Origin of the sequence: Hydrogenibacillus sp. N12 (genome assembly GCF_019645935.1) — a bacterium.
Taxonomy (GTDB): Bacteria; Bacillota; Bacilli; order Thermicanales; family DSM-22653; genus Hydrogenibacillus; species Hydrogenibacillus schlegelii.
This window is the reverse complement of sequence record NZ_CP080953.1, coordinates 1,419,379-1,444,540: the sequence shown is the minus strand read 5'-3', so window position 1 is coordinate 1,444,540 and position 25,162 is coordinate 1,419,379. Positions and strand designations below refer to the sequence as shown.

Annotated in this window: 30 protein-coding genes and 2 pseudogenes; 28 read left to right on the top strand and 4 right to left on the bottom strand. The window is 64.2% G+C overall.

Features of this window, described 5'->3' with window-relative positions:
* Positions 1-82: 82 nt before the first annotated feature.
* Positions 83-442 (bottom strand): annotated as a pseudogene (locus tag K2M58_RS06810) (transposase); the annotation flags it as partial.
* A gap of 474 nt (positions 443-916) precedes the next feature.
* Here K2M58_RS06810 and K2M58_RS06805 point away from each other — a divergent pair.
* Complete coding sequence (locus K2M58_RS06805) at positions 917-1,963, top strand: hypothetical protein (RefSeq protein ID WP_220676933.1); 1,047 nt, start codon at positions 917-919, stop codon at positions 1,961-1,963.
* 36 nt (positions 1,964-1,999) lie between these two features.
* The gene (locus K2M58_RS06800; RefSeq protein ID WP_220676932.1) at positions 2,000-2,380 is read left to right on the top strand and encodes a hypothetical protein; all 381 of its coding nucleotides are present in this window, start codon (positions 2,000-2,002) and stop codon (positions 2,378-2,380) included.
* On the opposite strand, the gene K2M58_RS06795 is transcribed toward K2M58_RS06800, so the two are convergent.
* The 3 genes from K2M58_RS06795 to K2M58_RS06785 form a co-directional block, all read right to left on the bottom strand.
* Entirely contained in the window at positions 2,373-2,816 is a 444-nt protein-coding gene (locus K2M58_RS06795) for an integrase core domain-containing protein (protein ID WP_220676931.1), read from the bottom strand. The genes K2M58_RS06800 and K2M58_RS06795 overlap by 8 nt on opposite strands.
* Positions 2,813-3,061: a hypothetical protein gene (locus K2M58_RS06790; protein WP_220676930.1), complete on the bottom strand. Its 249-nt coding sequence runs from the start codon at positions 3,059-3,061 to the stop codon at positions 2,813-2,815. The genes K2M58_RS06795 and K2M58_RS06790 overlap by 4 nt, the downstream gene beginning before the upstream one ends.
* A gap of 134 nt (positions 3,062-3,195) precedes the next feature.
* Positions 3,196-4,431, bottom strand: a complete 1,236-nt coding sequence (locus K2M58_RS06785; RefSeq protein ID WP_220676929.1) for a methyl-accepting chemotaxis protein — start codon at positions 4,429-4,431, stop codon at positions 3,196-3,198.
* A 981-nt stretch (positions 4,432-5,412) separates the two neighbouring features.
* On the opposite strand from K2M58_RS06785, the gene K2M58_RS06780 reads away from it, so the two are divergent.
* The 26 genes and pseudogenes from K2M58_RS06780 (at position 5,413) to K2M58_RS06660 (ending at position 25,158) form a co-directional block, all read left to right on the top strand.
* Positions 5,413-5,679 carry a hypothetical protein gene (locus K2M58_RS06780; protein WP_220676928.1) on the top strand — a complete coding sequence of 89 codons (267 nt, stop codon included), beginning with the start codon at positions 5,413-5,415 and terminating at the stop codon, positions 5,677-5,679.
* Between the two features lie 356 nt (positions 5,680-6,035).
* Positions 6,036-6,581: a hypothetical protein gene (locus K2M58_RS06775; protein ID WP_220676927.1), complete on the top strand. Its 546-nt coding sequence runs from the start codon at positions 6,036-6,038 to the stop codon at positions 6,579-6,581.
* A gap of 342 nt (positions 6,582-6,923) precedes the next feature.
* A complete protein-coding gene (locus K2M58_RS06770; RefSeq protein WP_220676926.1) occupies positions 6,924-8,444 on the top strand; it encodes an MDR family MFS transporter in 1,521 nt (506 codons plus the stop codon).
* A gap of 128 nt (positions 8,445-8,572) precedes the next feature.
* Positions 8,573-8,842 (top strand): hypothetical protein, encoded by a 270-nt coding sequence (locus K2M58_RS06765; protein ID WP_220676925.1) that lies wholly within the window; start codon positions 8,573-8,575, stop codon positions 8,840-8,842.
* A gap of 144 nt (positions 8,843-8,986) precedes the next feature.
* Positions 8,987-9,388 (top strand): annotated as a pseudogene (mntR, locus tag K2M58_RS06760) (transcriptional regulator MntR); the annotation flags it as partial.
* A gap of 417 nt (positions 9,389-9,805) precedes the next feature.
* Positions 9,806-10,537: an MBL fold metallo-hydrolase gene (locus tag K2M58_RS06755; protein WP_220676924.1), complete on the top strand. Its 732-nt coding sequence runs from the start codon at positions 9,806-9,808 to the stop codon at positions 10,535-10,537.
* Positions 10,538-10,668: 131 nt separating this feature from the next.
* Positions 10,669-10,812 (top strand): hypothetical protein, encoded by a 144-nt coding sequence (locus K2M58_RS12630; RefSeq protein WP_252393401.1) that lies wholly within the window; start codon positions 10,669-10,671, stop codon positions 10,810-10,812.
* 31 nt (positions 10,813-10,843) lie between these two features.
* On the top strand, positions 10,844-11,005 hold the full coding sequence (locus K2M58_RS12625) for a c-type cytochrome (RefSeq protein WP_252393400.1): 162 nt from the start codon (positions 10,844-10,846) through the stop codon (positions 11,003-11,005).
* Between the two features lie 353 nt (positions 11,006-11,358).
* The gene (locus tag K2M58_RS06745) at positions 11,359-11,817 is read left to right on the top strand and encodes a hypothetical protein (protein ID WP_220676923.1); all 459 of its coding nucleotides are present in this window, start codon (positions 11,359-11,361) and stop codon (positions 11,815-11,817) included.
* 34 nt (positions 11,818-11,851) lie between these two features.
* The gene (gene aroQ / locus K2M58_RS06740) at positions 11,852-12,415 is read left to right on the top strand and encodes a type II 3-dehydroquinate dehydratase (RefSeq protein WP_220676922.1); all 564 of its coding nucleotides are present in this window, start codon (positions 11,852-11,854) and stop codon (positions 12,413-12,415) included.
* A complete protein-coding gene (locus K2M58_RS06735) occupies positions 12,412-13,500 on the top strand; it encodes a M24 family metallopeptidase (protein WP_220676921.1) in 1,089 nt (362 codons plus the stop codon). The genes aroQ and K2M58_RS06735 overlap by 4 nt, the downstream gene beginning before the upstream one ends.
* Before the next feature lie 154 nt (positions 13,501-13,654).
* On the top strand, positions 13,655-14,212 hold the full coding sequence (efp, locus tag K2M58_RS06730; RefSeq protein ID WP_066203847.1) for an elongation factor P: 558 nt from the start codon (positions 13,655-13,657) through the stop codon (positions 14,210-14,212).
* 267 nt (positions 14,213-14,479) lie between these two features.
* On the top strand, positions 14,480-15,544 hold the full coding sequence (gene spoIIIAA, locus K2M58_RS06725; RefSeq protein WP_220676920.1) for a stage III sporulation protein AA: 1,065 nt from the start codon (positions 14,480-14,482) through the stop codon (positions 15,542-15,544).
* A 14-nt stretch (positions 15,545-15,558) separates the two neighbouring features.
* Positions 15,559-16,074, top strand: coding sequence for a stage III sporulation protein AB (locus tag K2M58_RS06720; protein WP_220676919.1), 516 nt, complete (start codon positions 15,559-15,561; stop codon positions 16,072-16,074).
* Positions 16,075-16,089: 15 nt separating this feature from the next.
* The gene (gene spoIIIAC, locus K2M58_RS06715) at positions 16,090-16,293 is read left to right on the top strand and encodes a stage III sporulation protein AC (protein ID WP_066203842.1); all 204 of its coding nucleotides are present in this window, start codon (positions 16,090-16,092) and stop codon (positions 16,291-16,293) included.
* Positions 16,294-16,305: 12 nt separating this feature from the next.
* Positions 16,306-16,704, top strand: a complete 399-nt coding sequence (spoIIIAD, locus tag K2M58_RS06710) for a stage III sporulation protein AD (protein ID WP_354667505.1) — start codon at positions 16,306-16,308, stop codon at positions 16,702-16,704.
* A 65-nt stretch (positions 16,705-16,769) separates the two neighbouring features.
* Positions 16,770-18,254 carry a stage III sporulation protein AE gene (spoIIIAE, locus tag K2M58_RS06705; RefSeq protein ID WP_220676918.1) on the top strand — a complete coding sequence of 495 codons (1,485 nt, stop codon included), beginning with the start codon at positions 16,770-16,772 and terminating at the stop codon, positions 18,252-18,254.
* Positions 18,255-18,465: 211 nt separating this feature from the next.
* Entirely contained in the window at positions 18,466-19,128 is a 663-nt protein-coding gene (spoIIIAF, locus tag K2M58_RS06700) for a stage III sporulation protein AF (protein ID WP_220676917.1), read from the top strand.
* A 45-nt stretch (positions 19,129-19,173) separates the two neighbouring features.
* A complete protein-coding gene (gene spoIIIAG, locus K2M58_RS06695; protein ID WP_220676916.1) occupies positions 19,174-19,728 on the top strand; it encodes a stage III sporulation protein AG in 555 nt (184 codons plus the stop codon).
* A 55-nt stretch (positions 19,729-19,783) separates the two neighbouring features.
* Entirely contained in the window at positions 19,784-20,473 is a 690-nt protein-coding gene (locus K2M58_RS06690; protein WP_220676915.1) for a SpoIIIAH-like family protein, read from the top strand.
* Between the two features lie 181 nt (positions 20,474-20,654).
* On the top strand, positions 20,655-21,185 hold the full coding sequence (gene accB, locus K2M58_RS06685; RefSeq protein WP_220676914.1) for an acetyl-CoA carboxylase biotin carboxyl carrier protein: 531 nt from the start codon (positions 20,655-20,657) through the stop codon (positions 21,183-21,185).
* 19 nt (positions 21,186-21,204) lie between these two features.
* Positions 21,205-22,566: an acetyl-CoA carboxylase biotin carboxylase subunit gene (accC, locus tag K2M58_RS06680; protein ID WP_220676913.1), complete on the top strand. Its 1,362-nt coding sequence runs from the start codon at positions 21,205-21,207 to the stop codon at positions 22,564-22,566.
* A gap of 100 nt (positions 22,567-22,666) precedes the next feature.
* On the top strand, positions 22,667-23,224 hold the full coding sequence (gene amaP, locus K2M58_RS06675) for an alkaline shock response membrane anchor protein AmaP (RefSeq protein WP_169793303.1): 558 nt from the start codon (positions 22,667-22,669) through the stop codon (positions 23,222-23,224).
* 15 nt (positions 23,225-23,239) lie between these two features.
* Positions 23,240-23,485, top strand: a complete 246-nt coding sequence (locus tag K2M58_RS06670) for a DUF2273 domain-containing protein (RefSeq protein ID WP_220676912.1) — start codon at positions 23,240-23,242, stop codon at positions 23,483-23,485.
* 70 nt (positions 23,486-23,555) lie between these two features.
* A complete protein-coding gene (gene nusB / locus K2M58_RS06665) occupies positions 23,556-24,116 on the top strand; it encodes a transcription antitermination factor NusB (protein WP_220676911.1) in 561 nt (186 codons plus the stop codon).
* A gap of 13 nt (positions 24,117-24,129) precedes the next feature.
* A complete protein-coding gene (locus K2M58_RS06660; RefSeq protein WP_220678931.1) occupies positions 24,130-25,158 on the top strand; it encodes a Kae1-like domain-containing protein in 1,029 nt (342 codons plus the stop codon).
* The last annotated feature ends 4 nt before the right edge of the window (positions 25,159-25,162 follow it).

Here is a 25,162-nt window from a genome sequence, read left to right as displayed (position 1 = left end):
TTTGAAGGAACGATGAGTTCAAGGGCAAGACACCTTCTTACCACCAAAAGTGCGGGAGACCCAGTTTAACACCGGCGATGACACGAGACGCCATCCACTCCTCATGCTGCTCCTCGAGCACGGCCCCCATGAGCCGCAAGGCAGCAGCCACATTGGGGAAGATCCCGACGACGTCAAACCGACGCGCCAGCTTCCGATTCAACCGTTCCAGGACGTTGGTCGAATGGATCCGCCGCCCGTGTTCCGGCGGGAAGGCCCTATCGGCAAGGACGTCCTCTTCTGCCTCTTCCAGGAGCGCCGCCACCTGAGGATACCGAGACCGAAGCGCCTCGTCGATCTGTCGGAGACGCTCCCGGGCCAACGCTTGACTCGGCTGGGCAAAGATGCTTCGGACCTCGACGAGTCCTGCCGGCTGAGCGTGTTTAGGCACGCGCGCCAAGAGGGTTCCGCAGCCCATGCGTCAAAACTCAGCCCCTCTCGCTCTCCGCTGGGCTTCACAATGTCGAGGGTGTTTCCCTTGACTCTCTTTTTTGAACGCAGTACAATCACAGTGAATCTGAGTGAATCGTCTTGCATACCGGTTTTGTCGGTTTTCCAAAAAAGCGCCAGGAAGCCGAGAAGAAAACGAAAAGGACCCGATGCCTCGCCCAAGCCGCAGATGCCCTCGATGCACCCTTGGCCGTATAAATCCGGCGAACGGATCCGGACCTACAACGAGCATCAGCATTGAAACGGCCAAAATCCACCGTCGTAATGTCTACCGAAAGGCTTGACGCCCGCATTCTGCGCGAATTACTCGTCGGGCTAAGGCTCTGACTGTGAGGCAATGTAAAATACCACTTTTGTGGTATTTACACTGGAGAGAAACCGGGCTATCCTAAAGGTGGCAGGAAGAAGTTTGGGGTCAGGGGAGGTGATGGATGGTAAGACGGAGCTTGGAGGGTGTGGTTCTCCTGGCGGCGGAAGCTTAACGGGCGGAAAAGTTTTAAAAGGAGGCATCCATGCTATGGCGAGACTTGGTGCCCGGTGGCGGGTGGTTTCACTGGCGGTTTTAGCGGTGGCGCTGGTTAGCCTGTTGATTTCAGGAGGCGTCTATGCGCGCGCCGATAGTGTGGTAGCAAGCCCTTCCGGGGATCCGTGGGGACAAAAGGAGGTTCTCAACTACCTCTTTTGGACGGCGGATCCAAAATTAGAACAGGACGTGATAAAGCTCCAAAATGAACTGGGGCTTGATAATCAAACAATAATGAAACTCAAAGAGCTGGGTCTGAGAGAACGTCAAAGTATCGCAGAGTTGAAGACTAAAGATGCGTTTAATGTCGAAGCGTTCAATTCCGGAGTAGACGCTGCCTTTATCGAAATTGATAGAGAGACCCGTAAGGTGTTGGGACCGAAGTACGAAACCTTCCGCAAATGGATAAGAGACTGGTGGAACCAGGAAAAAGAGTATCGGGGAAAGTGGATCGCAGAAAAGTTGCAGATAGAGGCCGAGGTTGCCCCTCTCGCTGATTTTGAGAAGGGCGTGGTATTTGCAACTCAGTATAATGGTGATTCCTCTTGGCAGGTAGCCTTGCCTGACAAGTATGTGAAGTTCGCCAACCGGGGCTGGTTGAGCAGCATTCCTTCTTCTATCAGACCTAAGTACAGTAACCCGCCTTATACGGTGAATATCTACTACGAAAATACAAATAAGAGCGTTCTTGGGGTTCCGGTTCAGGAGGTTGGCCCGTGGAATGAAGATGATAATTATTGGGATGCGGCCAACGGATCGAATCCACGTCGGTTGTTTAAGGATCTTCCTTTAGGAAAACCGGAGGCTCAAGCTGCCTTTTATGAGGGGTATAATGGCGGTAAGGATCAGTTTGGAAGGAAAGTTACAAACCCGGCAGGAATAGATTTGACTCCTTACGTAGCTTCACAGTTGGGACTGGGTTATTTGCAGAATGCTTGGGTATTGGGGTGAGGTACAGTGATCTGCCGTAAATGCTTACTTTTAGCCTTGGCACTTGTGGTATTGGTTGGTCTATATGGTTGTGCACAACAGCAAGAGCCCGGTCCTCAAAATATCGGTTGGACTGAGGTTGCGATCGATACAGGAAAAGCCAAACTCCTCCAAGAAGAGGTGGATAACGGCCACCGGCCAGGTCTTCTTGACCCACATCAAGTAATCTACGAATTCTTGGAAGGGCAACTTAGGATCCTGGGAAGCGAAGTCCAGGAAATCAAAGAGGTAGACGTAAAGGTAAAGGAAATACCGGAAGGTAAGGTTATCCAGGTGACCCTCTATGACGGAAAGGTGTTGCAATTTTCTCTCGTTCAGCCTGTCAGGAAGGGTCCCACTGGGATATGGCAGGTCAAAGGGTACCGTTTTCTTAAATGATTCCTTTGGCGGGTGCCGGCGGCAAAACTTTCGGCACCCGCTGGTGAAACCCAAGGTGGTAAAATGTCGGTGCGGAGGATATCGGTGCCCTTTCTTTTTTTAGCCGCAGGCTTAGGATCGGTGTAGCTTTTGCTCTTCCAGAAATGTAAGGTAAGGCAGAATCCGAGCTTGTGCTCAGGGCTTCTTTAAGCGTTTCTTGGGGCGTTTTGTCCCGTAGGCTTGAATGCAGCCGGTGCTCGTTATAGGTCCGGATCCGTTCGGCCAAAAGCGCATCGAGGGCTTCAATGCGCTTTGCTTCAAGCAGAAGGTCTTGATGCTCTGCTTTGAAACGCGAGAAGAAGGATTCGACGATGGGATGCTCTTTCGGACCCCGGAGGCGGTACGACAGCCGCTGCCCTTCTTTGAGCAGGAGATGACCGACCCACGCGTGACTCAAGAAGGCGCCGCTCGGATCGTGATGCACAATGGCTTTCGGGCGCTCCCTCTCCAGCCTCCGACCATCCCCCGCCGCCGAAGCTCGGCCTCGAGGCGGCGATCGCCGGACTCCGGATGTTCCCGAAGGATGGCTTCGATCTGCGACTTGAGCGCTGCATCGGACTCCCTTCGTTTCTTCTCGGCTTCCCGGCGCTTTTTCTGGTCATCCCCCGTCGCTCGGGGAATGCGAAGCGTCTTGAGGAGCATCAGCAGGGGAGCCAGCCGCCTGGCCAGCGCCTCTTACGCCAGACGGATGCGCTCCTGAAGCGGAAGTTGATCTCGCTTCCCTGCCCGAGGAAGTTTTTGAAGAGCACGAGGCGCATGACCCGTCACGGATAGCCTCATCGCACCGCAATGCGTTCCCTTAAGATATGTTCTACACTTGATAATTGTCCTGTTAGTTTCGAAAGTTGCTCCGCCGCTTTGACCTGCTGTTCCGTCGAAGCGTTGATCTCTTCCATACCGCTGGATATATCTTGAGCGGCTCCGGCCACTTCGCTGATCGTGCGGTTCATCTCTTCCAGAACCTGCGATTGTTGCTCGGTGGCCTGAGCGGATTGTCTGGCGTTTTCCTCGATCGTTCGGCTCCGGCGGGCGATCTCCTCCAAAATGTCGCGAGACTGCTTAGATAGCGCGCGACTTTCTACCACCGCCTCAACCAATCGGTCAATCAGGTCGACCGCTTTTTGCGTCTGCTCTCGGTTGTGGTTCAAAAGGGTGATGATCACCTTGGACGACTCGGCGCTTTCTTCCGCCAGCTTGCGAATTTCGCCCGCCACGACGGCGAACCCGCGACCGTGTTCTCCCGCTCGTGCCGCTTCGATGGCCGCGTTTAACGCTAAAAGGTTCGTCTGGCTGACGATGTGCGTAATGGTTTCCGCGAGCTGCATGATCTTTTCAGACCGTTCGTCCGCTTCCGTCATCGCGCGCTTCATCTCGTCGGCGTACTGGTGTACGACTTTGAGCTGCTGATCGACGGTGGCGACCGCCTTTACGCCATCTTGCGCATATTGCACCGACTGGCTTGCATATTCGCTGGCCTCCGAGGCCTGACGAAAGATTGTTTCCGCGGTCGTGGAAATTTCCTGTATTCCCGCCTGCATCTCCTCCGCAGACGCGGCCAGTTCTTCCGTTGCTGCGGCGATCTGCTCTACGGCCGATAATAATTCGCGCGTGGTGGCATCCGAAGATTCCGCGGTCTCTTTCAGGGTCGTGGCGACGGTTTGAAGATATTCGGCGCTTTGTGAAACTTCTTGCAGTAACTTCTGTGTCCGGTTATGGTGGGTCAAGAACGAATCCCACACAACGGCAAGTTCCCGGAGCCTGTATCGGGTTGGCGTTTGAACTCCCTCCACTTTTTGTTCGAGCTGACCATTTTCGATGTGATGCATCACCTGTTCTAAAGGGTGAAGAAGGAAAGTTAGTACGCCCAGAACCCCTAACGCGGACAAAAAGAGTGCAAGGTAAAGCGCGATGATACCGACATGAGGAAGAAAAGAAAGAATAAGGGAGAGCAAAAGAATGAGCAACCAGGTGAAAACGACCGGTTTGCTTGAAATGGCGTTTCGAGCGTTCATGATGATGTGTCCCTCCCGCCGTGCTATTACGTCCGGTATAAGTGCTCATCAACAATTATCGTCACGAGGAGAAAAAGAGGGTATGGTCTTTGATTCCTATTTTTTTTTTGTAAATTCTAACTTTGATTTTCATCCGCTTGATTGTGTAGAAAGCCTTTTTAGCGTTACAGAACCCTCCGGCGAAAGCCTTGAAATTCATCCCGGGATGGAGCGTGTAAGGTTTAGGGAGGCAGGCAGGAGTCCACGCTGTTCAAAGCGAATGGAGTTCTCACCGAAAAAATACCGGTCCTTTGGGCCGGTAAGGGAAGGTGAGGTGCATGGACTTCGCAGACTTCTTTCGACGCCTGCTTCCGATTCTCCTTCTGTTCCTTAGCAAAATGCTTCAACTTTCGAGGCGGAATTTCATCTTTTCACAGCTGGAAGAACGGGTGGCCGACGCGACCCGCTGGCTGGTCCGAGAAGGGATGACGCTCCTTTGGGCAGCGAGTCTCGGACCGGCTGAAAAAGCGGATGTTTCGCCAGGGCGGAAGTGTCTTACCGGCGGGCGGCGGAGATTTTGGCGTCCTGGGTTCCTGGCGTGAGCGCCGTGAGCGTATGGAAAGCGGTGCAGGAGCTGGGGGAAACGGGTCGGTCAGAGGCGCAAGGGCGCCGGTCCGAGGCGAAAGAAGCAAAGCACCGTTGGCGGAAGCCGGATGTCCGGCAGGGGCTGGCTCACGCGGCCGGGGAGTGGCTGCGGGGGCATTTTCCGGCGCTGGAAGGTCCGTTCGCCGGGAAACCGTGGGGGAAGTTCGTTTTGCGCGAGCTTACGAGACCGGTCTTCCCATGAGATTGAGCGCGGATTTCCCTTTCGGTGAGATCCCTGCCTACCGAACCTTGACACGGCCGTCATCCGGATGGACGACAGACAAAACTGGAGAGATGTGGTATCATGATGATCGAAGAGGCTCTTTACTTTAGTAAAATAAAGGAGGATCGATCGGTATGACGAAGCGGAAGCGTCGGACGGCAATGATCGGCGGCTTGGTCGCGCTGGCGCTGGCCCTTCCGGGCGTGGCCGGTTATGCCGCGACAAAAGGGCTTCACCAGGAGGACAATGCCGCTCCCTCCCCGGACCTGAAGGACGCGGAAGATGCGGCGGTCCCGGTTCAACGCACGGAGGTGGTGCCGTTATCCGGCGGATACAAGGTGGTCTATTACGCCGACATCTATGGTCAAAAAGGAAGCGAAATGGAAAGAAATCTATTATGACAAGAAGGGGAACTGGCAGAAAGAGATCGTCTACGACGCGACGGGCGGGGAGATCGTTCGGCTTCCGGAGTGGACGGAAGCGTCCCTGCGGGCGAAAGGTCTTGTCCATGACGCCGAACCTGCAGACGTCGATGCGCTCATGAAAGGCGAGCCTCGCTAATTCGCGACACAGAAAAGACGTAGAAAATTTGTTGATCGATTTTCGCTCAAGATGCCAGCGCCGGTTCGGAACGCGGGGACGAATCGGCGCCGGCCTTCTATGTATTTGACGCCTCGATTCCGGTGACCAGGTATCGATCATTCCGTTCAGGGCGGTTTTCGGATTCCTTCACTTTGCTCAATGGAGAGTGATGACGATGTCTGGAGACCGAGAGTATTTTTACATCGGAGACCGTACCGAAAGAACACGCGGAATTCAAGACATCAGCGGTGTATGGAAGTTCTTAATTAAGTACGGCGTGCTTTCGGCTTCTCATTTTGAAGTTCGTTTTCCTGACGACCCTGAATTGAGTGAAGGGAAAGAGGAGTTTCTCCGACTTACAAATATTTCGGTAGAACCGTGGAGCGGCATGAAGGGGGCGATCGCCGTAAAAGGGGAGATGACACCCGAAGCCAGAGCATTGTTTTTGCGAATGATCGATGGTGAGGACATCCGACTGTGGGATTACGTGCTTTTTAGGGATGGAAAAAAGATCCTGTCGGTTTCGGATTCCATTGATCGCATCGTGACGGAACATTTCGCCAAGGAGTTCATGGAGATGCTTTTTCGACGCTGGTTTGAAGCCATACCGGAGCCGGAAATCAAAGCCGAAAAATGGGAAACCGGTGAATTGGAGGAGCTCCGCGAGGCGATCAATAAGGCGCTTTTTGAACTAGAAAAGGATGATGCCACACATGGATGATATCGAAATGACTGCGTCAGTAATTTACAGAAATAAACGCTGAAATCTTCAGAATTCCCGGGAATGAAACCGGTTGTGCATTCTTGAGTCGCATGATAGAATACGCGCATGGCGGTGGTAAGAACCGGGAAATCCTCGACGATCCGTCCGATCGGATGATTTGCTCAGACGACCTTTCGCTCGGGCAAGGCGGCGGTTCGATGCGAAGCGGGCCTGGCGGAGGGTCGGCAGGAATCGGCGCACCGGAGATCCGACTGGTCGAACGGCAAGCGAAGGCTTTTCCGACGGGACGGATCAAGGTTTCATGATCAAGGTTTCATAAAGTTCGAGAGGGGGGAAATCGTGGCGGAACCGGCGACGCTGGACGAACGGATTCGGGCTTCTCGGCCGTACGTGCTTGCGGCGGCGATGCTCGGGATGTTCATGGCGGCGGTCGAGTCGACGATCGTGGCGACGGCGATGCCGACGATCGTCGGCGACCTCGGCGGTTTTCGCTGGATCGGGTGGGTGTTTTCCGGCTTTATGCTGGCGCAGGCGGTGACGACGCCGATCTTCGGGAAAGTGGCGGATTTGTTCGGGCGGCGGCCGGCGTATGCAGGCGGGGTGGCGCTTTTTTTGCTCGGTTCGATTTTGAGCGGGCTGGCGCCGTCGATGGGCTGGCTGATCGCTTTTCGTTTTTTGCAGGGCCTGGGTGCGGGGAGCGTGATGCCGATCGCCCAGACGATGATCGGAGACGTTTACCCGGGGACGGAGCGGGCCCGGGTGCAGGGGTGGCTGTCGAGCGTCTGGGCGCTTTCGGCCCTGACGGGCCCGATGATCGGGGCGCTGATCGTCAAGTTCTGGCACTGGTCGTGGATCTTCTGGATCAACGTGCCGGTGGGCGCGGTGTCGGTGGCGCTCGTGCTCCTGTTTCTGGAGGAGCCGGCGCGGACCGGCCGGCCGGCGATCGACTGGGCCGGGGCGGCGGCGCTTTTTCTCGCCCTCGTCGGCTGGATGGGCGGACTTTTGTTTTCCGGCACGCTCTGGCCGTGGCAAAGCTGGGAGACGGCAGCGCTTCTTCTGCTCGGCCTCGGGGCGTCCGCCTTCTTTGCGTGGGCGGAGCGCCGGGCTCGCGAGCCGGTGATGCCGCCGGTGCTTTTCCGGGAGCGGCTGATCGCGGTGGCGAACGGAGCGACGTTCGTCACGGGGGCGGCGCTCATCGCGCTGTCGACGTTTTTGCCGAGCTACGTGCAGGGGGTGCTCGGGCGGCCGCCGGAGGTGGCCGGCATGGCGCTTACGGCGATGTCGATCGGCTGGCCGCTCGGGTCGTTCGTCCTCGGCCGGCTGTACGGACGGGTCGGACCGCGGGCGGCGGCGATCGCCGGGGCGGCGCTTCTTTTCGTCGGCGGGACGATGTTTGCCTTGATGCGGCCGGCGTACGGGGCGCTGTACGCCGGGGCGGCGTCGTTTTGGATCGGCCTTGGGATGGGGTTTACGAATACGGCGTACATCGTGGCGATCCAGAGCCGCGTGCCGTGGGAGCTTCGAGGGGCGGCGACGTCGACGAATTTGTTTATGCGGCTGTTCGGCGGGACGGTGGGGGCGGCGGTGTTCGGGGCGCTTCTCAACCGCGGCGTGGAGCGGGCGCTTGTCGGCGGGGGGCTTTCGCCGGATGAGGCGGAGCGGGCGATGCGGGCCCTCGGGGCGCTTTTTCTGGGCGGCGGGCTGAGCGGTGTGACGGGGGTCGACCCGGCGCTCCTTGCCTCGGCGCTTGAGGCGGGGATGCGGTCGGTGTTCGTCGGGCTTTGGGCGCTGACGCTTGTGAACGGGGTGCTCGTCTGGCTTTTGCCCGGAGAACGGCTGCCGGGAGAAAGACGGGCCTGATGGGGGCCCGTTTTTCGTTTTCCGGCCGTCCGGTGAGAAATGGGGGCATGGTTTTCGTCCGGTGGGAGATGCTTGGAACAGGCCGAGCGACATCTTGGCCAGGCATCCTCGCCGGAGAGGGGGATTCGGTGGGCCGTTTCGATTTTTTCCGCCGGCGGCGCCGGGATGTGAAGGCGGTCGAGTCGTGGCGGCACGAGCTCATCCCGGAGGAATTCCCGGAGGGGCCGTACGGGGCGCCGCGGGAGATGGAGGTCGGGCGGGAGTGGCATCCGGACGATACGCGCCTTTCGGCCTTTCAATATGAGAACCGGGAGCTCCACGAAAGCATCCCGCGGCATCTTCCGCCGGTGGACGAGACGTACGGGGAAGCGGACAACGACGAGTCGCCGAAGGGGTAAAAGAGGCCGTCGGCCGCCGCACCGGCGGCGGCTTTTTTATGCCTTTTCGCGCTTTTTCACCCGCCCGTCCCTTGCGTCGCCGTCGGTTTGTCGCTATGATGGAGGCGATGATGGGGGGGATGGGCGGTGACGCGGACGCCGAGCATGGAAGACTACCTGGAGCAGATTTTTACGCTGATCAAAGAAAAAGGATATGCCCGGGTGGCCGACATTGCGGAGGCGCTGGAAGTACATCCGTCCTCGGTGACGAAGATGATCCAGAAACTTGATAAAAGTGAATACTTGAAATACGAAAAGTACCGCGGCTTCGTCCTCACGCCGAAGGGGAAGAAACTCGGCAAGCGGCTCGTCGACCGGCACGCGATTCTGGAGGAGTTTTTGCGCCTGATCGGCGTGCCCGAGGCGGACGTCGTCGCCGACGTGGAAGGGATGGAGCATCACGTCGGGCCGGAGACGCTGTCGGCGCTGAGCGACCTCGTCCAGTTTCTGAAGGAAGATCCGAAGCGGCTGGCGGCGTTTCGGGAATTTCGGGCAAGGAATGAAGAGGAGCGGGGAGACGGGGCGTCGGAAGGCGGCGCCGGGGCGGAAGCCGACGCCGACGACGGGCCGAAACTCGATCGACCGGAGGCGGACGACGGGGTCGGCGCGGCGACCGGAGGCGCCGACGCCGAGGCCGGGGCCGATCAGGGGGTCGGCGGCGTCGGGGCGGGTGAGCGGGCGGACGCCTGAGGCGCCGAGGCGGGCGGGCCGGAGACGGGCGGCGCCGAGGCGGGCGGGCCGCGGCGGCCGGCGGTTTGGGCGCGGCCTTGGGGATGCCGGGTGAGGACGGGCTTCGGTCGACGGCGGTCTAAGTGTTTTGAGGCGGGCGGCGTCCGACGGGCGGTTTTGGCAGGCGATGTCCGATGGGCGGAGGGCCGGCAAGCAACCAATAACGCGTCGAGTTCAAAGCGAGGCGAGGCGTTCGTGCAACTCACCGTGCTCGGATTCTGGGGCGCGTATCCGGAGGCGGAGGGGTCGACGGCCGGCTATTTGCTGGAAATCGGCCGGACGGCCGTGCTCCTCGATGTCGGAAGCGGCGTTCTGGGAAAACTGATGAAGTACCGGATGCCGAAAGATCTGGACGCGGTGATCGTGACGCATTTTCATCACGATCACGTCGCGGATCTCGGCGTGCTGCAGTATGCGATGCTGCTCGATCGGAAGGCCGGCGGGGAGAAGGAGCTTCCGATCTACGCGCCGCCGTCGCCGGAGGCGATGGTGCGGGCGTATGAGGGGATCGAGGGGACGACGCTCATCCCGATCCGGGAAGGGGATCGGCTGGAGATCGGCGGCGGGCGGTTTTCGTTCCTCCGGACGGTTCACCCGGTGGAGACGCTGGCGGTTCGGGTCGAGGCGGACGGAAAGGCAATCGTCTACACGTCGGATACGCGGTTTTTCCCAGAGCTTGTCGCCTTTTCTCGGGGGGCGGATCTCCTCATCGCGGAGTCGAGCGTGTACGCCGGGGAAGACGGAACGCCGGCGGGGCACATGAACGCCGAGGAGGCGGGGCGTCTCGCGGCGGAGGCGGAAGTCCGGCGGCTGGTGCTGACGCATCTTCCGCACTACGGGATGCACCACGCCCTCGTCGAGGCGGCGGCGGCGGTATTTTCGGGTCCGGTGCACCTCGCGCATATCGGAGCTCGGTACGGGGTGTGATCTTTGAGCGATGGGCATCGGGTCACAAAACCGCCATTTTTTTCTTCCCGATGTCCGGATGGGAAGGCCGTCGATTTGTTAAAATCAGAGTGACGCGAGCCCTTGGGGCATGAAAAGAGAGGAGGATGTCGATGCGGAAACGTCTTCTCGTGCTCGCTGGAAGCGCCCTCATTCTGGCGGCGGCCGGCTGCGGCGGCGGTCAGTCGGGGGGGCGGTCAGACGGGGACCGGCACGGCGACGGGCGGCGCGACGGCGCAGGCGGAGTCGCTCTTTAAGTCGTCGTGCGCCAGCTGCCACGGGCAGGATTTGAGCGGCGGCGCTGGGCCGGATCTCCGGCAAGTCGGCGCTCGGCTGAGCGAGGATGAGATTTTGTCGATCATCGAAAACGGCAAGGGGACGATGCCGGGCGGGCTCCTCAAGGGCGACGACGCCAAAGCGGTGGCCGCCTGGCTGGCGGAGAAAAAGTGATCGTCGGATCGAAAAAAGCGCGCCGGAAGGCGCGCTTTTTTATGGTTCCCCGGCGCATCAAGGCTTGGTCCGAAGACCGGCCAGGCGGATTGAACGTTCGGCGCCGTCGGGAAGACTATAGACCGCACCGAATCGACGGTGCCGGCCCGGTCCGGAAGCGGTTCGGGCATCGGCGGCCGGCACGCGAATGAGCTTCGGTGGCCGGAAAGCGGAAGGAGCGCCGTCGGCCGGGCGTTGCCCGCGGGAGAGGAAGCCGGTTCTAGGCGGCGGCCGCTTCCGGCGCGGCCGGTGTCCCGGCGACCGGCGGCGTCCGGGGCGAGGGGCGCAGGCAGGCCGGACGGTCAGGCGGGGAGGTGAGCGATGTGACCAGGCGGCGACGGGCCCGTCGCAAGGGACGGGAACCGGGAGAAGGGGAGCGGATTCGGGCGGCATTCGGCGTGGCGCTGCCGGCAACGGTCCTCTTCGGCGGGCTGGCTTACCTCGCCGGCGCCCTCGGATGGACCGAGCTCGTTCCGTCAGATCTGATCCGGCATCTCGCGCCGGCCGGAACGCCGTCCTGGGCGCGGGCGATCGGCGGACTGGCGGCGGTGTATGGGCTTTTGTCCGCCTACGCGCTCCTCTATGCGTTTACGCTGGCACGGGTTCGGGCGTTCTGGCCGGGCCTCATCGGCGGCGCGATCCTGTGGGCGGCGTTCGTCGGGCTCGGCTATCCGGATGTGAACACGCGGGTGGTGACGCTGTCTTTGTTCGTCCTGGCCTCGCTGATGATCGGAGCGAGCCTCGTGCACGCCTTTTCCAATCCCCGCTGGTGACGTGGTAGAATGATCGGCGAAAGGGGGAGGGGGCGTGCGCGTTCTCGTCATTCATGGGCCCAATCTGCAGCTTCTCGGGACCCGGGAGCCGGAGATCTACGGCCGGACGACGCTTCAGGCGATCGACGGGCGGCTCAAGGCGCTCGGCCGGGCGCTCGGGGCGTTCGTCGAGTGCCGGCAGTCCAACCACGAAGGGGAGATCGTTACCTGGATCGGCGCGGCCCCGGGGCAGTTTGACGGCCTCATTCTGAATCCTGCGGCCTACACCCATACAAGCGTGGCCATTCGGGATGCGCTGGCGGCGGTCGGCCTCCCGGCGGTGGAAGTGCATCTTTCGAACGTGTATCGGCGGGAGGCGTTTCGCCGCCGGAGCCTCGTCGCGCCGGTCGTCCTCGGGACGGTGAGCGGGCTCGGGGCGCTCGGTTATGAGCTTGCGCTCGTGGGGCTTCTTGCGCACCTTCGGGGACAAGCCGTGGCGGACGTGTTCGGCGGCCTTGCCGGCGATGGGGAGAACTCAGGGGCTGCCGGCGGGTTCGGAAAAAGCGGCGGGGAAAACCCGGCTGAGAAGGCGCTTGAGTTGGGGGAGAAGAACCGGTGACGGAGCATTCGGAGAAAAACGAACGCCTGATCCGGCTTCAGGAACGGCTGCGGGCCGAAGGGCTTTCGGCCCTCGTGGTGACGCACGGGCCGAATCGGCGGTATCTGACCGGTTTTACCGGGTCGGCCGGCCTCGTCGTCGTGCTTAAGGATCGGGCGGTCTTGATCACGGATTTTCGCTATGAAGAACAGGCGCAGGCGGAGGCGATCGGCGTTCAGTTGGACATCGCCGCCGGCGGCGGATACTGGGATCGGGCGGCGGAGCACTTGAGGGCCGCCGGCGCTCGGCGGATCGGGTTTGAGGCGGAGCATCTATCGGTGGCGCACTTTCGCCTTCTTTCGGAGGCGGCCCCGGGGGAGTGGGTGCCGACGTCGGGGCTCGTCGAAGCGCTCAGAGCGGTGAAAGAGGCCGGAGAAATCGAGCGCATCCGCGCCGCCTGCCGGCTGGTGGACCTCGGGGTGACGTACGCGCTTGAGATCGCTCGGCCGGGGATGACGGAGCGGGAGCTGGCGCTCGAGCTTGAAAGTTTCCTGAGGCGGCAGGGGGCGGAAGGGATCGCCTTTCCGACGATCGTCGCCTCCGGCGAACGGGGAAGCCTGCCACACGGTACGGCGTCCGATCGGCCGATCGGGGACGGGGAGCTCGTCACGCTCGACTTCGGCGCCGTCGTCGAAGGGTACGTGTCGGACATCACCCGAACGTTTGCCGTCGGCCGTCCGCCGGAGAAACTCCTGGAGGCCTACGAGGTCGTCCGGCGGGCGCAGGAGGCGGCGCTTCAGGCGGTGCGTCCGGGGGTTTTGGCCCGGGAGGTGGACCGGGCCGCCCGGTCGGCCATCGAGGCGGCCGGATACGGGCCGTATTTCGGCCACAGCACCGGCCACGGGATCGGTCTGGAAGTGCATGAAAAGCCGGTCCTCTCGTCCCGAAGCGAGGAGGCGCTCCGGCCGGGGATGGTGGTGACGGTGGAGCCGGGAATTTATCTGCCCGGCCTGGGCGGGGTGCGGATCGAGGACGACGTGCTGGTGACGGAAGAGGGCGCCGAGGTGTTGACGCTGGCGACGAAGGCCCTCGTCGTCGTCGGCTGACGACCGGAAAAACGCCCTTAAGCGATCGACGAACGGGGAAGCGATTTTTTGGGGCTGGCAGAGGAAGGGGGCCGCATGGCGAAGGGCCGGATTGCGAAGATGAAGCGGGATTGCTAAGATGGAGGAGAAGCTCTGGTCAGGAAGGATGACGGGCATGATTTCGACGAACGACCTTCGGAACGGCATCACGCTCGAACTCGACGGCGATCCCTGGCAGGTGCTGGAGTTTCAGCATGTCAAACCCGGCAAGGGCTCAGCCTTTGTGCGGGTAAAATTAAAAAATTTGCGGAACGGCAACATTCGGGAAGACACGTTCCGGGCAGGGGAAAAGGTGCCCCGGGCCCACGTGGAGACGCGAGAGATGCAGTATCTGTATGCAAGCGGCGATGAGTATACATTTATGGATATGAACACTTACGAGCAGGTGACGCTGAACCGGCAGCAGCTGGAGTACGAGCTGAATTTCCTGAAAGAAAACATGACGGTGCACATCGTTCAGTACCAGGGGGAGATCATCGGCATTCAGCTGCCGAACACGGTGGTGCTGGAAGTCGTCGAGACGGAGCCAGGGATCCGCGGTGATACGCAGTCCGGCGGATCGAAGCCGGCGAAGCTCGAGACGGGGTACGTGGTGACGGTTCCGCTTTTTGTCAACGTCGGGGACAAGATCATCGTCGACACCCGCTCCGGGGAATATGTCTCCCGGGCGTGAGGGACCGGGGCGGCATTCGGAAGGGGAGCGATCTCCGGAACCGGCGCGGCTTTGGGGAACCGGCGCAGCGTTCGGAATCGGGGCGGTCTCCGAAACGGAACGTCCGGCGCCGGGCGAGGGCAGCGCTCCGGGGGTAAAGCGGTAAAACAAAATGCCGATGGTGACGGCGGGCGATCGTCCGAGAGGCGATCGTCCGCTTTTTTTTGTCGATTCTAAGGCGGACGGGCGGCGCATACGGTGGGGATAGGCGGACGAGGGGGGACGCAGGTGGCCGGATTTGAAGCGTCGACGAAAGAACCGACTTCGGAGACGGTCGGACTTCGAGCGATGGTGCGGTCCCGGCTCCTTCCGGCGCTCCCGCCGGCGATCGGAAGGGCGCTTGAGGCGCTGTCGGCCGCGGGGCTTCCCGAGGAAATTCGACTCCGGGCCGGACGACCGGTGGAAGTCGTCGCCGGGGAACGGGCCGGCTTTTTGACCCCGGACGGGCGCCTCGGGGCGGCGACGGACGGGGCCGTCCGGGTGTCGGCCGAAGACGTTCGGCGGACGTTTGCCATCCTGACTCGCCATTCGGTGTATGCGCTGGAGGAAGAAATCCGACGGGGGTACGTGACGCTCGCCGGGGGCATTCGGGTCGGCGTCGCCGGGGAGGCGGTCGTCGAAGGGGGACGGGTGCTCCGCCTGCGCTCGATCGGGAGCCTCAACATCCGCCTGCCGCGGCCGGTCGTCGGCGCGGGGGAGATGCTCCTTCCGTACGTGCTGGAAAAAAATCGGCTTCTCAGCACGATCCTCGTGGCGCCGCCGCGGGGCGGGAAGACGACGGTGCTTCGGGATCTGGTTCGGCTTTTAAGCGCCGGTTCGGACCGGTTCCGGCTTCAGGGCCGCCGGGTGACCGTGATCGACGAGCGGTCGGAGATCGCGGCGGCGGTGGACGGGGTGCCGTCGTTCGACGTGGGGCCCCGGACGGATGTGCTCGACGGGACGCCGAAGGCCGAAGGCATTGTCATGTCCGTGCGGGCGCTCGGCCCGGAGGTGGTCGCGGTCGACGAGCTCGGCGGCGAGGCGGATCTTGCCGCCGTCCGGACGGCGCTTTCGGCGGGCGTGGTCGTGCTGGCGACGGTCCACGGGGACCGGCCGGAGGCGCTTCGGACGCGGCCGGCGTTTCGACCGCTGGTGGAAGCCGGACTGTTCGAGCGGTGGATCGTCCTCCGGCGGCAGGCGGGCGGCGTCGGCGTTCAGGCGGTCTACGACGGAGCGCTTCGGGTGCTCTGGTCGGCGCGGGAGGGGAGTCGGAGGGGAGCGTCGACCGTTCGAGGCGGGGCGGTGACGGGCTGACCGGGGGGATGGCGATGCATGAAGCATGGCTCGGGATGATGCTGTGGGCGCTTTCCTTGTGGAGCGGCCTGGCCGTCGCCGAGGGGTACCGGACGCGGCCGCGGCAGCTCCGGGCGCTTCGGGAGGCGCTCGTCCGGATGGAGACGGAAATCGTCTACGGCCGGACGGCTTTGGAGGAGATCTTTCGCCGTCTGGCGGCGGGGACGTCCGGACCGCTCAAAGGGTTTTTTGCCGAGGTGGCCGAGGTGATCGCCGGCGGGACGGACGATCTTGCGCCAGCGTTCCGTCAGGCGGTAGAGCGTCATTTTCCACGGGCCCATCTCGGCCGGGAGGAGCAGGCGGCGGTGTCCGCCCTCGCCGAGGTGCTCGGCCGGACGGACGTGGCGTCGCAAATTCGACACCTCCGCCTGGCCCTTTCGGCCCTGGAGGCGCTGGAGGCGCGGGCCCGGGAAGAGGAAGCCCGCTACGGGCGGCTCGCTCGGGCGTTCGGCTTTTTGTTCGGGCTGTTTTTGCTGGTGCTCTTTTTGTAGGCGGGAGGGAGACGGATGGGGCCGGAGGCGCAGACGCTCTTTCTCGTGGCGGCGGTGGGGATCATCACCGGCATGCTCCATACGGTGCTCAAACAGGTGGGGCGGGAGGATTGGGCCGACTGGCTGACGCTCGTCGGGTTTGTCTTCGTGCTTTCCATGATCGCCGGATACTTGCAAAATTTATTTCAACATTTGCAGCGCGTGTTTCATTTCTATTGAGCAGGACGGCGGGTGGAGACGGAGATGGAGATCTGGCAAATCGTCGGCATCGGACTCACGGCGACGGCCCTCAGCCTGGTGCTCAAAGCGGAGCGGCCGGCGTTTGCTTTTTTTGTCGTGTTGATCGCCGGCGTGATGCTCTTTTTTCTCATTCTGAACGATGTGGTGAAGATTATCGCTTTGCTGGCGGACCTGGCGCGGCGGGCGAAGGTGAATACGCTCTTCGTCGCGACGATCCTGAAGATCGTCGCCGTCGCATATATCGCCGACTTTGCCGCCCAGATCAGCCGGGACGCCGGGGAAGGGTCGATCGCCGGAAAGATCGAGCTCGGCGGAAAGCTCATGATCCTCCTCATGGCGGTGCCGATCATCGAGGCGCTCATCGAAGCGGTGCTCAGGCTGATCCCGTAGCGATGCGAGGCCCAAGCCGGGGGTGCACCACATCGGCAGGCGGGGGGCGGGGAGGAGGCGGCGCGGTGCGAAGCGAGGAAGGCGCGCTTCGGCGCTTTCGCCGGTGGCGGAACCGGGTCGCCCGATGGGCGATCGGCGCGGCGGTGTTCTGGTTGCTCTGGGCGGCCGGGCCGAAAGCGGTCGGGCCGGAGGACCATACGCCGCCTATGCCGGCGCGGGCGGCGGCCGAAGCGGCGGGGAGGGCGCCCAAAGCGGCGGAAGGGTGGATCGGCGCCGAGGGAAAGGCGTCCCTCCCGGTGGATGCTGGGCTCGCGATCGGGGGCGGGAACCGGCCCTCCGGGCCGGCGGAGCCGGGAATCGTCGTCGAGGGGCCGACGTCCGGGACGGCGAAGCCGGACATCGGCTTCGAGGGGCAGGCGCCGGGGCCGGGGGACGGGCGCTCCGGGGCGGCGGCGCTCCTCGACCGGGCGGTGGAGCTGGAGCTTCGGGCGCTCGATCTGTCGGAGATCGAACAGGCGTACCGCCGCTCCCTCGAGGCGTACCGGGCATATCTCCCGCCAGAGGTGCCGGGGGAGGTGCGGGGGCTCTTTCGGGAGGCGCTTCAGGGGCTCCCCTGGTCGGAAGCGGCCCGGGGGGTCTTCCGCTACGCCGTCGGGGAACTCGTCGCCCTCGGGGGGCTGATCTCGACCCTTCTCCTGCTCACCGTCTTCAGCACGGTGCTGGAACACATACAGGGGGCCTTTGAACACCGGGCCGTAAGCCGCGTGGCGCAGTACGTGACGTTTCTCATCTTAAGCGCCCTCGTCCTCGACAGCTTTCGCCTGGCGACGGAAAGCGCCCACCGGGCGATCCAGGGGATGGAAGGGGTGATGGTGGCGCTTCTCCCGGTGCTCCTCTCGCTGCTTGCGGCGACCGGCGGGGTGCTCTCGTCGGGCCTGTTTCACCCGCTCGTCCTGTTTTTCGTCCACACGAGCGCGGTGGTGATCGATCAGGTCGTCTTTCCGCTCTTTTTCTTCTCGGCGGTGCTGGCGCTCGTGAGTTTGTTTTCGGAGCAGTATGCGGTGACGAACCTGGGGCGGCTTTTGAACCGGCTGGCGATCACGGCCTTAAGCGTCTTTTTTACGGTCTTCCTCGGCGTGCTGTCGGTCCAGGGGACGGCGGCGGCGGTCGCCGACGGGGTCGCGCTCCGGACGGCGAAGTACGTCGTCTCGAGCACGGTGCCGGTGTTCGGCCGGATGTTTTCCGACGCGACGGAGACGGTGATGGGGGCGGCGATGCTCCTCAAAAATGCCGTCGGTCTCGTCGGGGTGTTTCTCCTGTTTCTCGCGGCGGCGTATCCGGCGGCGAAGGTGTTCGTGATCGCGTTGGTGTACCAGTTTTCGGCGGCGGTGCTGCAGCCGCTGGAAAACGGGCCGGTCGTCCGGGCGCTCGAGTCGATCGGCGGGGCGCTCATGTTCATGTTTGCGGTGCTCACCGCCCTCGGGATGATGTTTTTTTTATCCCTTGTCGTCATTCTCGTGGCGGCCAATGCGTCCCTGTTCGCCCGTTAGGGCCGGATCGTCGGCGGCCGGCCGGCGCCGGAGGGAGCCGGGTCGCCCGCCGGGCCGGGGGCAACGTGACGGGGCGTCTCCCGAGGCGGGAAGGTTCGGGCGGGTCGTTTGCCGGCCCGGAAGGGTCACGGTCGGGCCGTCCGTCGGGGCGGGAAGGTCGCGGGCGGGTCGCTTGCCGGGCCGGGCAGGTCGCGGCGTCGGAGGGGGAACGATGCGATTTTTGTCCGACTGGATCCGGGAACTCATCTTCGTCGTGCTGATGGCGACGGTCGTCGATCTCGTGCTTCCGAGCGGGGAGATGCGCCGCTACGTCCGTTTTGTGCTGGGGCTTTTCGTCCTCGTGGCGCTCGTCGGGCCGGTGTTTTCGCTCTTCGGCGTTCGGGAGCTTGACGAGCGGGCGATCTGGGAGCGCATGGCGCGGGCCGGGAGCGATCCGTTCGGGGCGACGGCCCGGCAGGCGCTCGCGCGCCAGACGGCCAGGCTGGCGGAAGCCGGCGCCGAGGCCCGGGCGGCGGTCGCCCGGGAGCTTCTCGAGCGGGAGATGGCGGCCGGGCTTTCGGCGGCCGTCGGCCGGCCGGCGGAGGTGCGGGTTCACCTCGGGGGGGACGGCCCGGCGGCGCCGGAGGTCCGGACGGTCGAGGTCTATTTCCGGGGACAGGGTCATAAAACGGATAGCAAAGTCCCGGGGGACGACCCGGCACAGGACGCCGGGACGGTGGAGGCGATCCGGGTGGAGCTCGGCGCCTTTCCGTCCGCCGGCTCCGCAGGCCGTCGGGCGCCGGTGGAGCGGCGGGAACTGGAGGCGGAGGTGCTCCGTTTTTTCCGGGAGCGCTACGGACTTCCCACCGCGGCGATCCGGATCGTCGGGCTGTAGCCGGCCGCCTGCCGGGATGAGGCCGCGGAGAAGGGAGGAAGGGGGGTGGACGGTTGGACGAAAGCCCGCACACCCCTTCTTTTGGCCGTCGCGCTCCTGGCCGCGTCGCTTTTCGCGGGCGGGATCCGGGTGCGGGAGGGGCCGCCGCCGGCTCCGGCAAAGGAGGCCGTGGCGCCGGCGACCGAAGAGACGATGGCGGCGTATGAAGCGCGGTATGCAGCGATGCTGACGGAGGTGCTCGAGCAGGTGCTCGGCGTCGGCCGGGTGACGGTGATGGTGAACCTCGATTCGACGGAGGAGCGGGTGTACGAAAAAAACACCCGCACGAGCCGGCAGGAGACGGTGGAGTCTGACGCGCAGGGAGGACGCCGGACGATCGGCGACGCGACGGTCGACGAAGAAGTCGTCCGCCTCGCGCAGGGCGGCGGGGAGGCGCCGGTGGTGGTGAAGACGCTGAAGCCCCGCGTCCGGGGAGTCGTCGTCGTGGCGGAGGGGGCGGAAAGCGGCGCGGTGCGGGCCTGGATCACCGACGTCGTGAGCCGCGCCCTCGATGTGCCGCCGCACCGGGTGGCGGTTGTGCCGAAAAAGGCTGCGCGTTAAAGAGGGCGCGCCGCATGGGGGCGCGGGACGCTGGAAGAACCGGGGAGGGAAGCGGATGTCGACCAAGCGGCAGACGTTTTGGCTGATGACGATGCTGACGCTGCTCATCGTCCTTTCGGTGTATTACCTGTTCTACATGGACGACGGAACGGCGCCGGCGGATTCGTCCCGATATGCGGTGGACGATCCGGGTGCCGGATCCGGCCGGCCGGGAACGGCAAACGCGCCGGCCGATGCGGCCTCGAAGGCGGAGACAAAGTCGTCGACCGATCGGGCTTCGGGCGCCGACCCATCGCCGGCCGATTCCGCTCTCAAAACGGCGGCGGATGACCGCGCTCCGGTCGCCGGAGAGGCTCCGGCCGGGGGATCCGCGGCGCCGAAGGCGACGGCGGTGCCGGTGGAGGACGATTATTTTGCCACGGCCCGGCTGGAGCGGGATCAGGCCCGGGCGCGAGAGATGGAGCGGTATTTCAAGCAGCTCGGCAAGGGGGACGAGGCGGCGGCCAAGGAGGCGAGCGCCCGGCTGGATCGTCTGGAGGAGCTGGAGTCGAAGGAGCAGCTTGTGGAGTCGCTCATCCGGGCCAAGGGTTACGCCGATGCGGTCGTCATGGCTGACGACAACCGGGTCAACGTCGTCGTCCGCTCGCCGGGGCTTAGGCCCGACGACGTCGTGTCGATCATCCAGCTGGTGACGACCAACATGGGGGTGCGGGGAACGGATGTGACCGTGAGCGCCCGGCCGTAACCGCCGGCCGAGGAAGCGCGGGGTTGGCCGGCGCCGCCGGGGAGAGGTTCGGATCGACGAAGCCGGCCCGAAGCCGCCGACCGCATGCGGCGGCGGCTTTTTTATGGACCGCGGTTCCTTTCGGACGGTTATGCTATAATGGGCACAAGCGGCCGGGAGATTAAGGAGGCTTCGGACGTCGATGTTTTCGTTGAAGGAAATCCGCGAACTCATCCGCCTGATCGATCAGAGCGGCGTGACGCACCTGGAGTGGGAAAAAGAAGGAGAACGGCTCGTCATCAAAAAAGAGGCGCCGTCCGGCCTTACCGCCGGACGGGAAGAATTTCATTTCGCCGCGCCGGCGGCGGGACCGTCCGGGTTTGCGGGAGCACCTCCGGAGCGAAAGGCGCCGGAAGGCGGTGCGCCGGCCGGCGGCGAGGCGCCGGCGGGCGGCACGGGTCCGGGCGCGGGCGCAAAGGAAGAAGCGGAGATACATATCATTACCGCCCCGATGGTCGGGACGTTTTACGAAGCGCCGTCTCCCGGGGCGCCGCCGTTCGTCAAAGTCGGCGATCGGGTGGAGCCGGGGACGGTCGTCTGCATCATCGAGGCGATGAAGCTGTTTAACGAGATCGAGGCGGAAGTGAGCGGCACCATCGTCGAGGTGCTGGTCCAAAACGGCACGCTCGTCGAATACGGTCAGCCGCTCTTCAAGGTGCGGCTGGACGGCTGAGTCACGAGGAGGAGGCGCGATGTTTCGGAAGCTCGTCGTCGCCAACCGCGGTGAGATCGCCGTCCGGATCATTCGGGCGGCGAAGGAGCTTGGCATCCGGACGGTGGCGGTCTTTTCGGAGGCGGACCGGGACGCGCTGTTCGTCCGGCTCGCGGATGAGGCGTACTGCATCGGTCCGCCGCCGGCCAGAGAAAGCTATCTCAACATGACGCAGATCGTCGCCCTGGCGACGTCCGTCGACGCCGATGCGGTTCACCCGGGGTACGGCTTTCTCGCGGAGAACGCGCATTTTGCCGAGCTGTGCCGCCACGTCGGGCTCACCTTCGTCGGCCCGAGCCCGGAGGCGATCGCCCGGATGGGCGATAAGATGGCGGCGAAAAAGACGGCGGCGGTCGCCGGCGTGCCGACGATCCCCGGCTCCGACGGCCTCGTCGAGACGCCGGAGGCGGCGGCGGCGGTCGCGGAGGCGATCGGCTATCCGGTGATCATCAAGGCGACCGCCGGCGGCGGCGGCAAGGGGATGCGGGTGGCCGAGAACCGGGAGGCGCTGATCCGGCTTTTGCCGATGGCGATGCAGGAGGCGGAAGCGGCCTTCGGGTCGCCGGGAGTGTATCTGGAAAAATACTTGCGCCGGCCCCGCCACGTCGAGGTGCAGATTCTTGCCGATCGCTTCGGGAACGTGATCCACCTCGGCGAGCGGGACTGTTCGGTGCAGAGGCGGCATCAGAAGCTGATCGAAGAGGCGCCGTCGCCGGCGGTGACGCCGGAGCTCCGGCAGGCGCTGGGGGAGGCGGCGATCCGGGTGGCGCGAGCCGTCGATTACGTCGGCGCGGGGACGATCGAATTTTTGCTCGACGAAGACGGCCGGTTTTACTTTATGGAGATGAACACCCGGATCCAGGTCGAGCATCCGGTGACGGAGATGATCACCGGCATCGATCTGGTTCAGGAGATGATCCGAGTCGCCGCCGGGGAGCCCCTCCGCGTGCGGCAGGAGGAAGTCACCTTCCGGGGGCATGCGATCGAGTGCCGGATCAACGCCGAAGACCCCGACCGGGATTTTATGCCGACGCCGGGGCGGATCGAGCGGCTCTGGTTGCCGGGCGGCTTCGGCGTCCGGGTCGATACGGGCCTCGTCCCCGGGGCGACGGTGTCGCCGTATTACGATTCGATGATCGCGAAGCTCATCGTCTGGGCGCCGACCCGGGAGGAGGCGATCCGACGGATGCGCCGGGCGCTCGACGAAATGGTCGTCGAGGGTCCCGGCGTGAAGACGACGATCCCGCTCCACCGGACGCTCATGGACGATCCGCAGTTCGTCGCCGGCGACGTCGACACGCGGTTCCTCGAACGGCGTCTCGCCGCCGTCCAGTCGATTTGACACGTATGTGAGCGCGGGTATAATTTGGGTGAAGCTCGGACGGTTGGGGCGGGCGGCAGCCCGGCGCCGCGGCCCGGGAGCCGAAGAAGGGGGAAGCGACGTGTCCGGAGTCGATTACTGGCTCCTCAGGCTGTTTGCGCTCATCGGATTGGTCGTCTCCGCGGCCCTCATCGTTCCGGCGCTCGGCCTTCTGGAGACGCAGGTGTACGATGCGCTGGCCTTTTTGTACCAGTCGCTGCCGTCCAAGATCGCGCTTCTGGTCGTCGCCCTCGCCCTCCTTCTTCTCAGCCTTCGCTTTCTCGTCGTCCGGCGGCGGCCGCGGCAGGAGACGGCCCTGGCCGGCCGGAACGCCTACGGCGAGACGCGGATCGCGCTGTCGACGTTTGAGCATCTCGCCGCCAAGGCGGCGCAGAAGATCCCGGGCGCCCACGACGTCGCCGTTCGCTTTGAGCCCTCGGAAATCGACGGGTATCAATTTTTTATCAAAATCGGCGTCGACGGGGAGGCGCCGATCCCCGAGCTGATCGAACGGGTGCAGGCGGAGGTTAAAAGCAAGGTCGAGGCGATCACCGGCGTCGAGATCAGCAAGGTGTCGGTCTTCGTCCACGAGGTCGAGCGGCCGGAGGCGCCGAAGCCGCCCCGGCGCCGGGTGCTGTAAGCGGGAGGGGGGCCGATGTTCGACTGGCAGGCCCATCTGGGAAAGATCCTCGGGACGGCATACGCGCTCCTCGTGAGCGCGGTCTACCTCGCGTTTGGGGCGTGGCGGGCGTTCGTCGTCGCCGTCCTGGTGGCGCTCGGCTTCTGGATCGGCGGCCGCTACGACCGGAAGGATCGCCTGGCGGATTGGATCATGCGTTTTTTGCCGGAGTCATTTTTCACCGAGCGGGAGCGGCCGTTTTTTGAACGGGACCGCCGGTGAGGCGCCGGTTCGGGCCCGGGTGGGTCGGTGAACCGACCGGTGGAGCGGGAGAAAGGAGATCCCGGCGCGGATGCAGAGGCGAACGGCGCGGGAGTTGGCTTTAAAAGCGCTGTATCAGATCGATCTGGCCGGCGCGACGCCGGAGGCCGCGTTCGAGGCGCTCGGGCTTGAGCCCGACGAGGGGGTGTATGCCCGGGCGCTCGTCGCCGGGGTGCTCCGGGAACAGGCGGTGCTCGACCGGCTGATCGTCGATCATCTCGTCGGCTGGCGGCTGGAACGGATCCCGGTGATCGACCGGGCGATTCTCCGGCTCGGCCTGTACGAGCTCCTCTATGTCGACGACGTGCCGCCGAAGGTCGCCCTCGACGAGGCGGTGGAGCTCGCGAAGCGCTACAGCGACGAGCGGGCGCGGGTGTACATCAACGGCCTTCTGTCCCGGGTGTTCCGGGAGCGTTTCGGCGAGGCCGCCGACGCCGAAGGCGACGCGGCGGCGGCCGGCGAGCCTTCGCGCGCCGAAGCGAAGCCGGCGGCCGACGGGTCTTCGCGCGCCGGGGCGGCGTCAGAAGACGGCGAGGCTTTGCGCGCCGAAGAGGCGTCGGAAGACGGCGGGGCGCCGGCGGGCGGCCGATAGCGGAGGGAACGCGGTGTATCTCGGCATCGATACGAGCAACTACCGGACGTCCATCTGCTTGATCGATGCGGACGGGACCGTCCTCCTCGACCGGCGCTGGCTCGTCCCGGTGGCGCCCGGGGCCGTCGGAGCCCGGCAGTCGGAGGCGGTTTTTTTTCATTTGCGGATGCTCGGCCGGGCGGCGGCCGAGATCCGGGCGGCGCTTTCGGGCCGGCGGCTTCGGGCCGTCGCCGCGAGCGCCCGGCCGCGGCCGGTCGAGGGGTCGTACATGCCGGTGTTTGAGGTCGGCCGGGCGTTCGGCCGCTTTCTCGCCGCCGGCGCCGGGGTACCGTTTTATGAGACAACCCATCAGGAAGGGCATATTGCCGCCTTCGACCGGCTGGAGGCGTCGGGACCGTTTTGGGCGCTTCACTTATCCGGCGGGACGACGGAGCTTTTGGACGTCGCGCCGGTGCCTGGCGGCTACCGGATCGCCGTCCGGGGCGGGACGCGGGATGTGACGGTCGGTCAGCTCATCGACCGCATCGGCGTCCGTCTCGGCTGTCCCTTTCCGGCGGGGCCGTGCCTGGAGGCGCTGGCCCGGCAGGCGGAGGAGGCGGCGGCGCGGGCGATCGCGGTGCCGGTGCGCTCGTCCGACGGGGCGGTGCACCTTTCCGGGTCGGAGGCGGCGCTTCTTCGGGCGATCGATCGGGGGGCGCCGGCGGCGGCGGTCGCCCGGGCGACGGAGGCGGCGGTCGCTCGGGCGATCGAGAAGATCGTCCTCGGCGGGGCGAAAGAGGTCCGGCCGCTCGTGCTCGTCGGAGGCGTCGTCGCCAACGCGTTCATCCGCCGCCGCGTCGAGGAGCGCCTCGGGCGGCGTTTTCCGCTTCGGTTTGCGCCGCCGGAGCTGGCCGGCGACAACGGATGCGGCGTCGCCTGGATCGCCCGGGCGCGGGAGCGGTTGGGCCATCCGTCGGACGAGCCTCCGGCGGAAGCGCCGCCGGCGGCCGAAGCGCTCGGCGGGCGGCGGAACGGGAAGCATGAACAGACAGACGGGGCTTGATCAG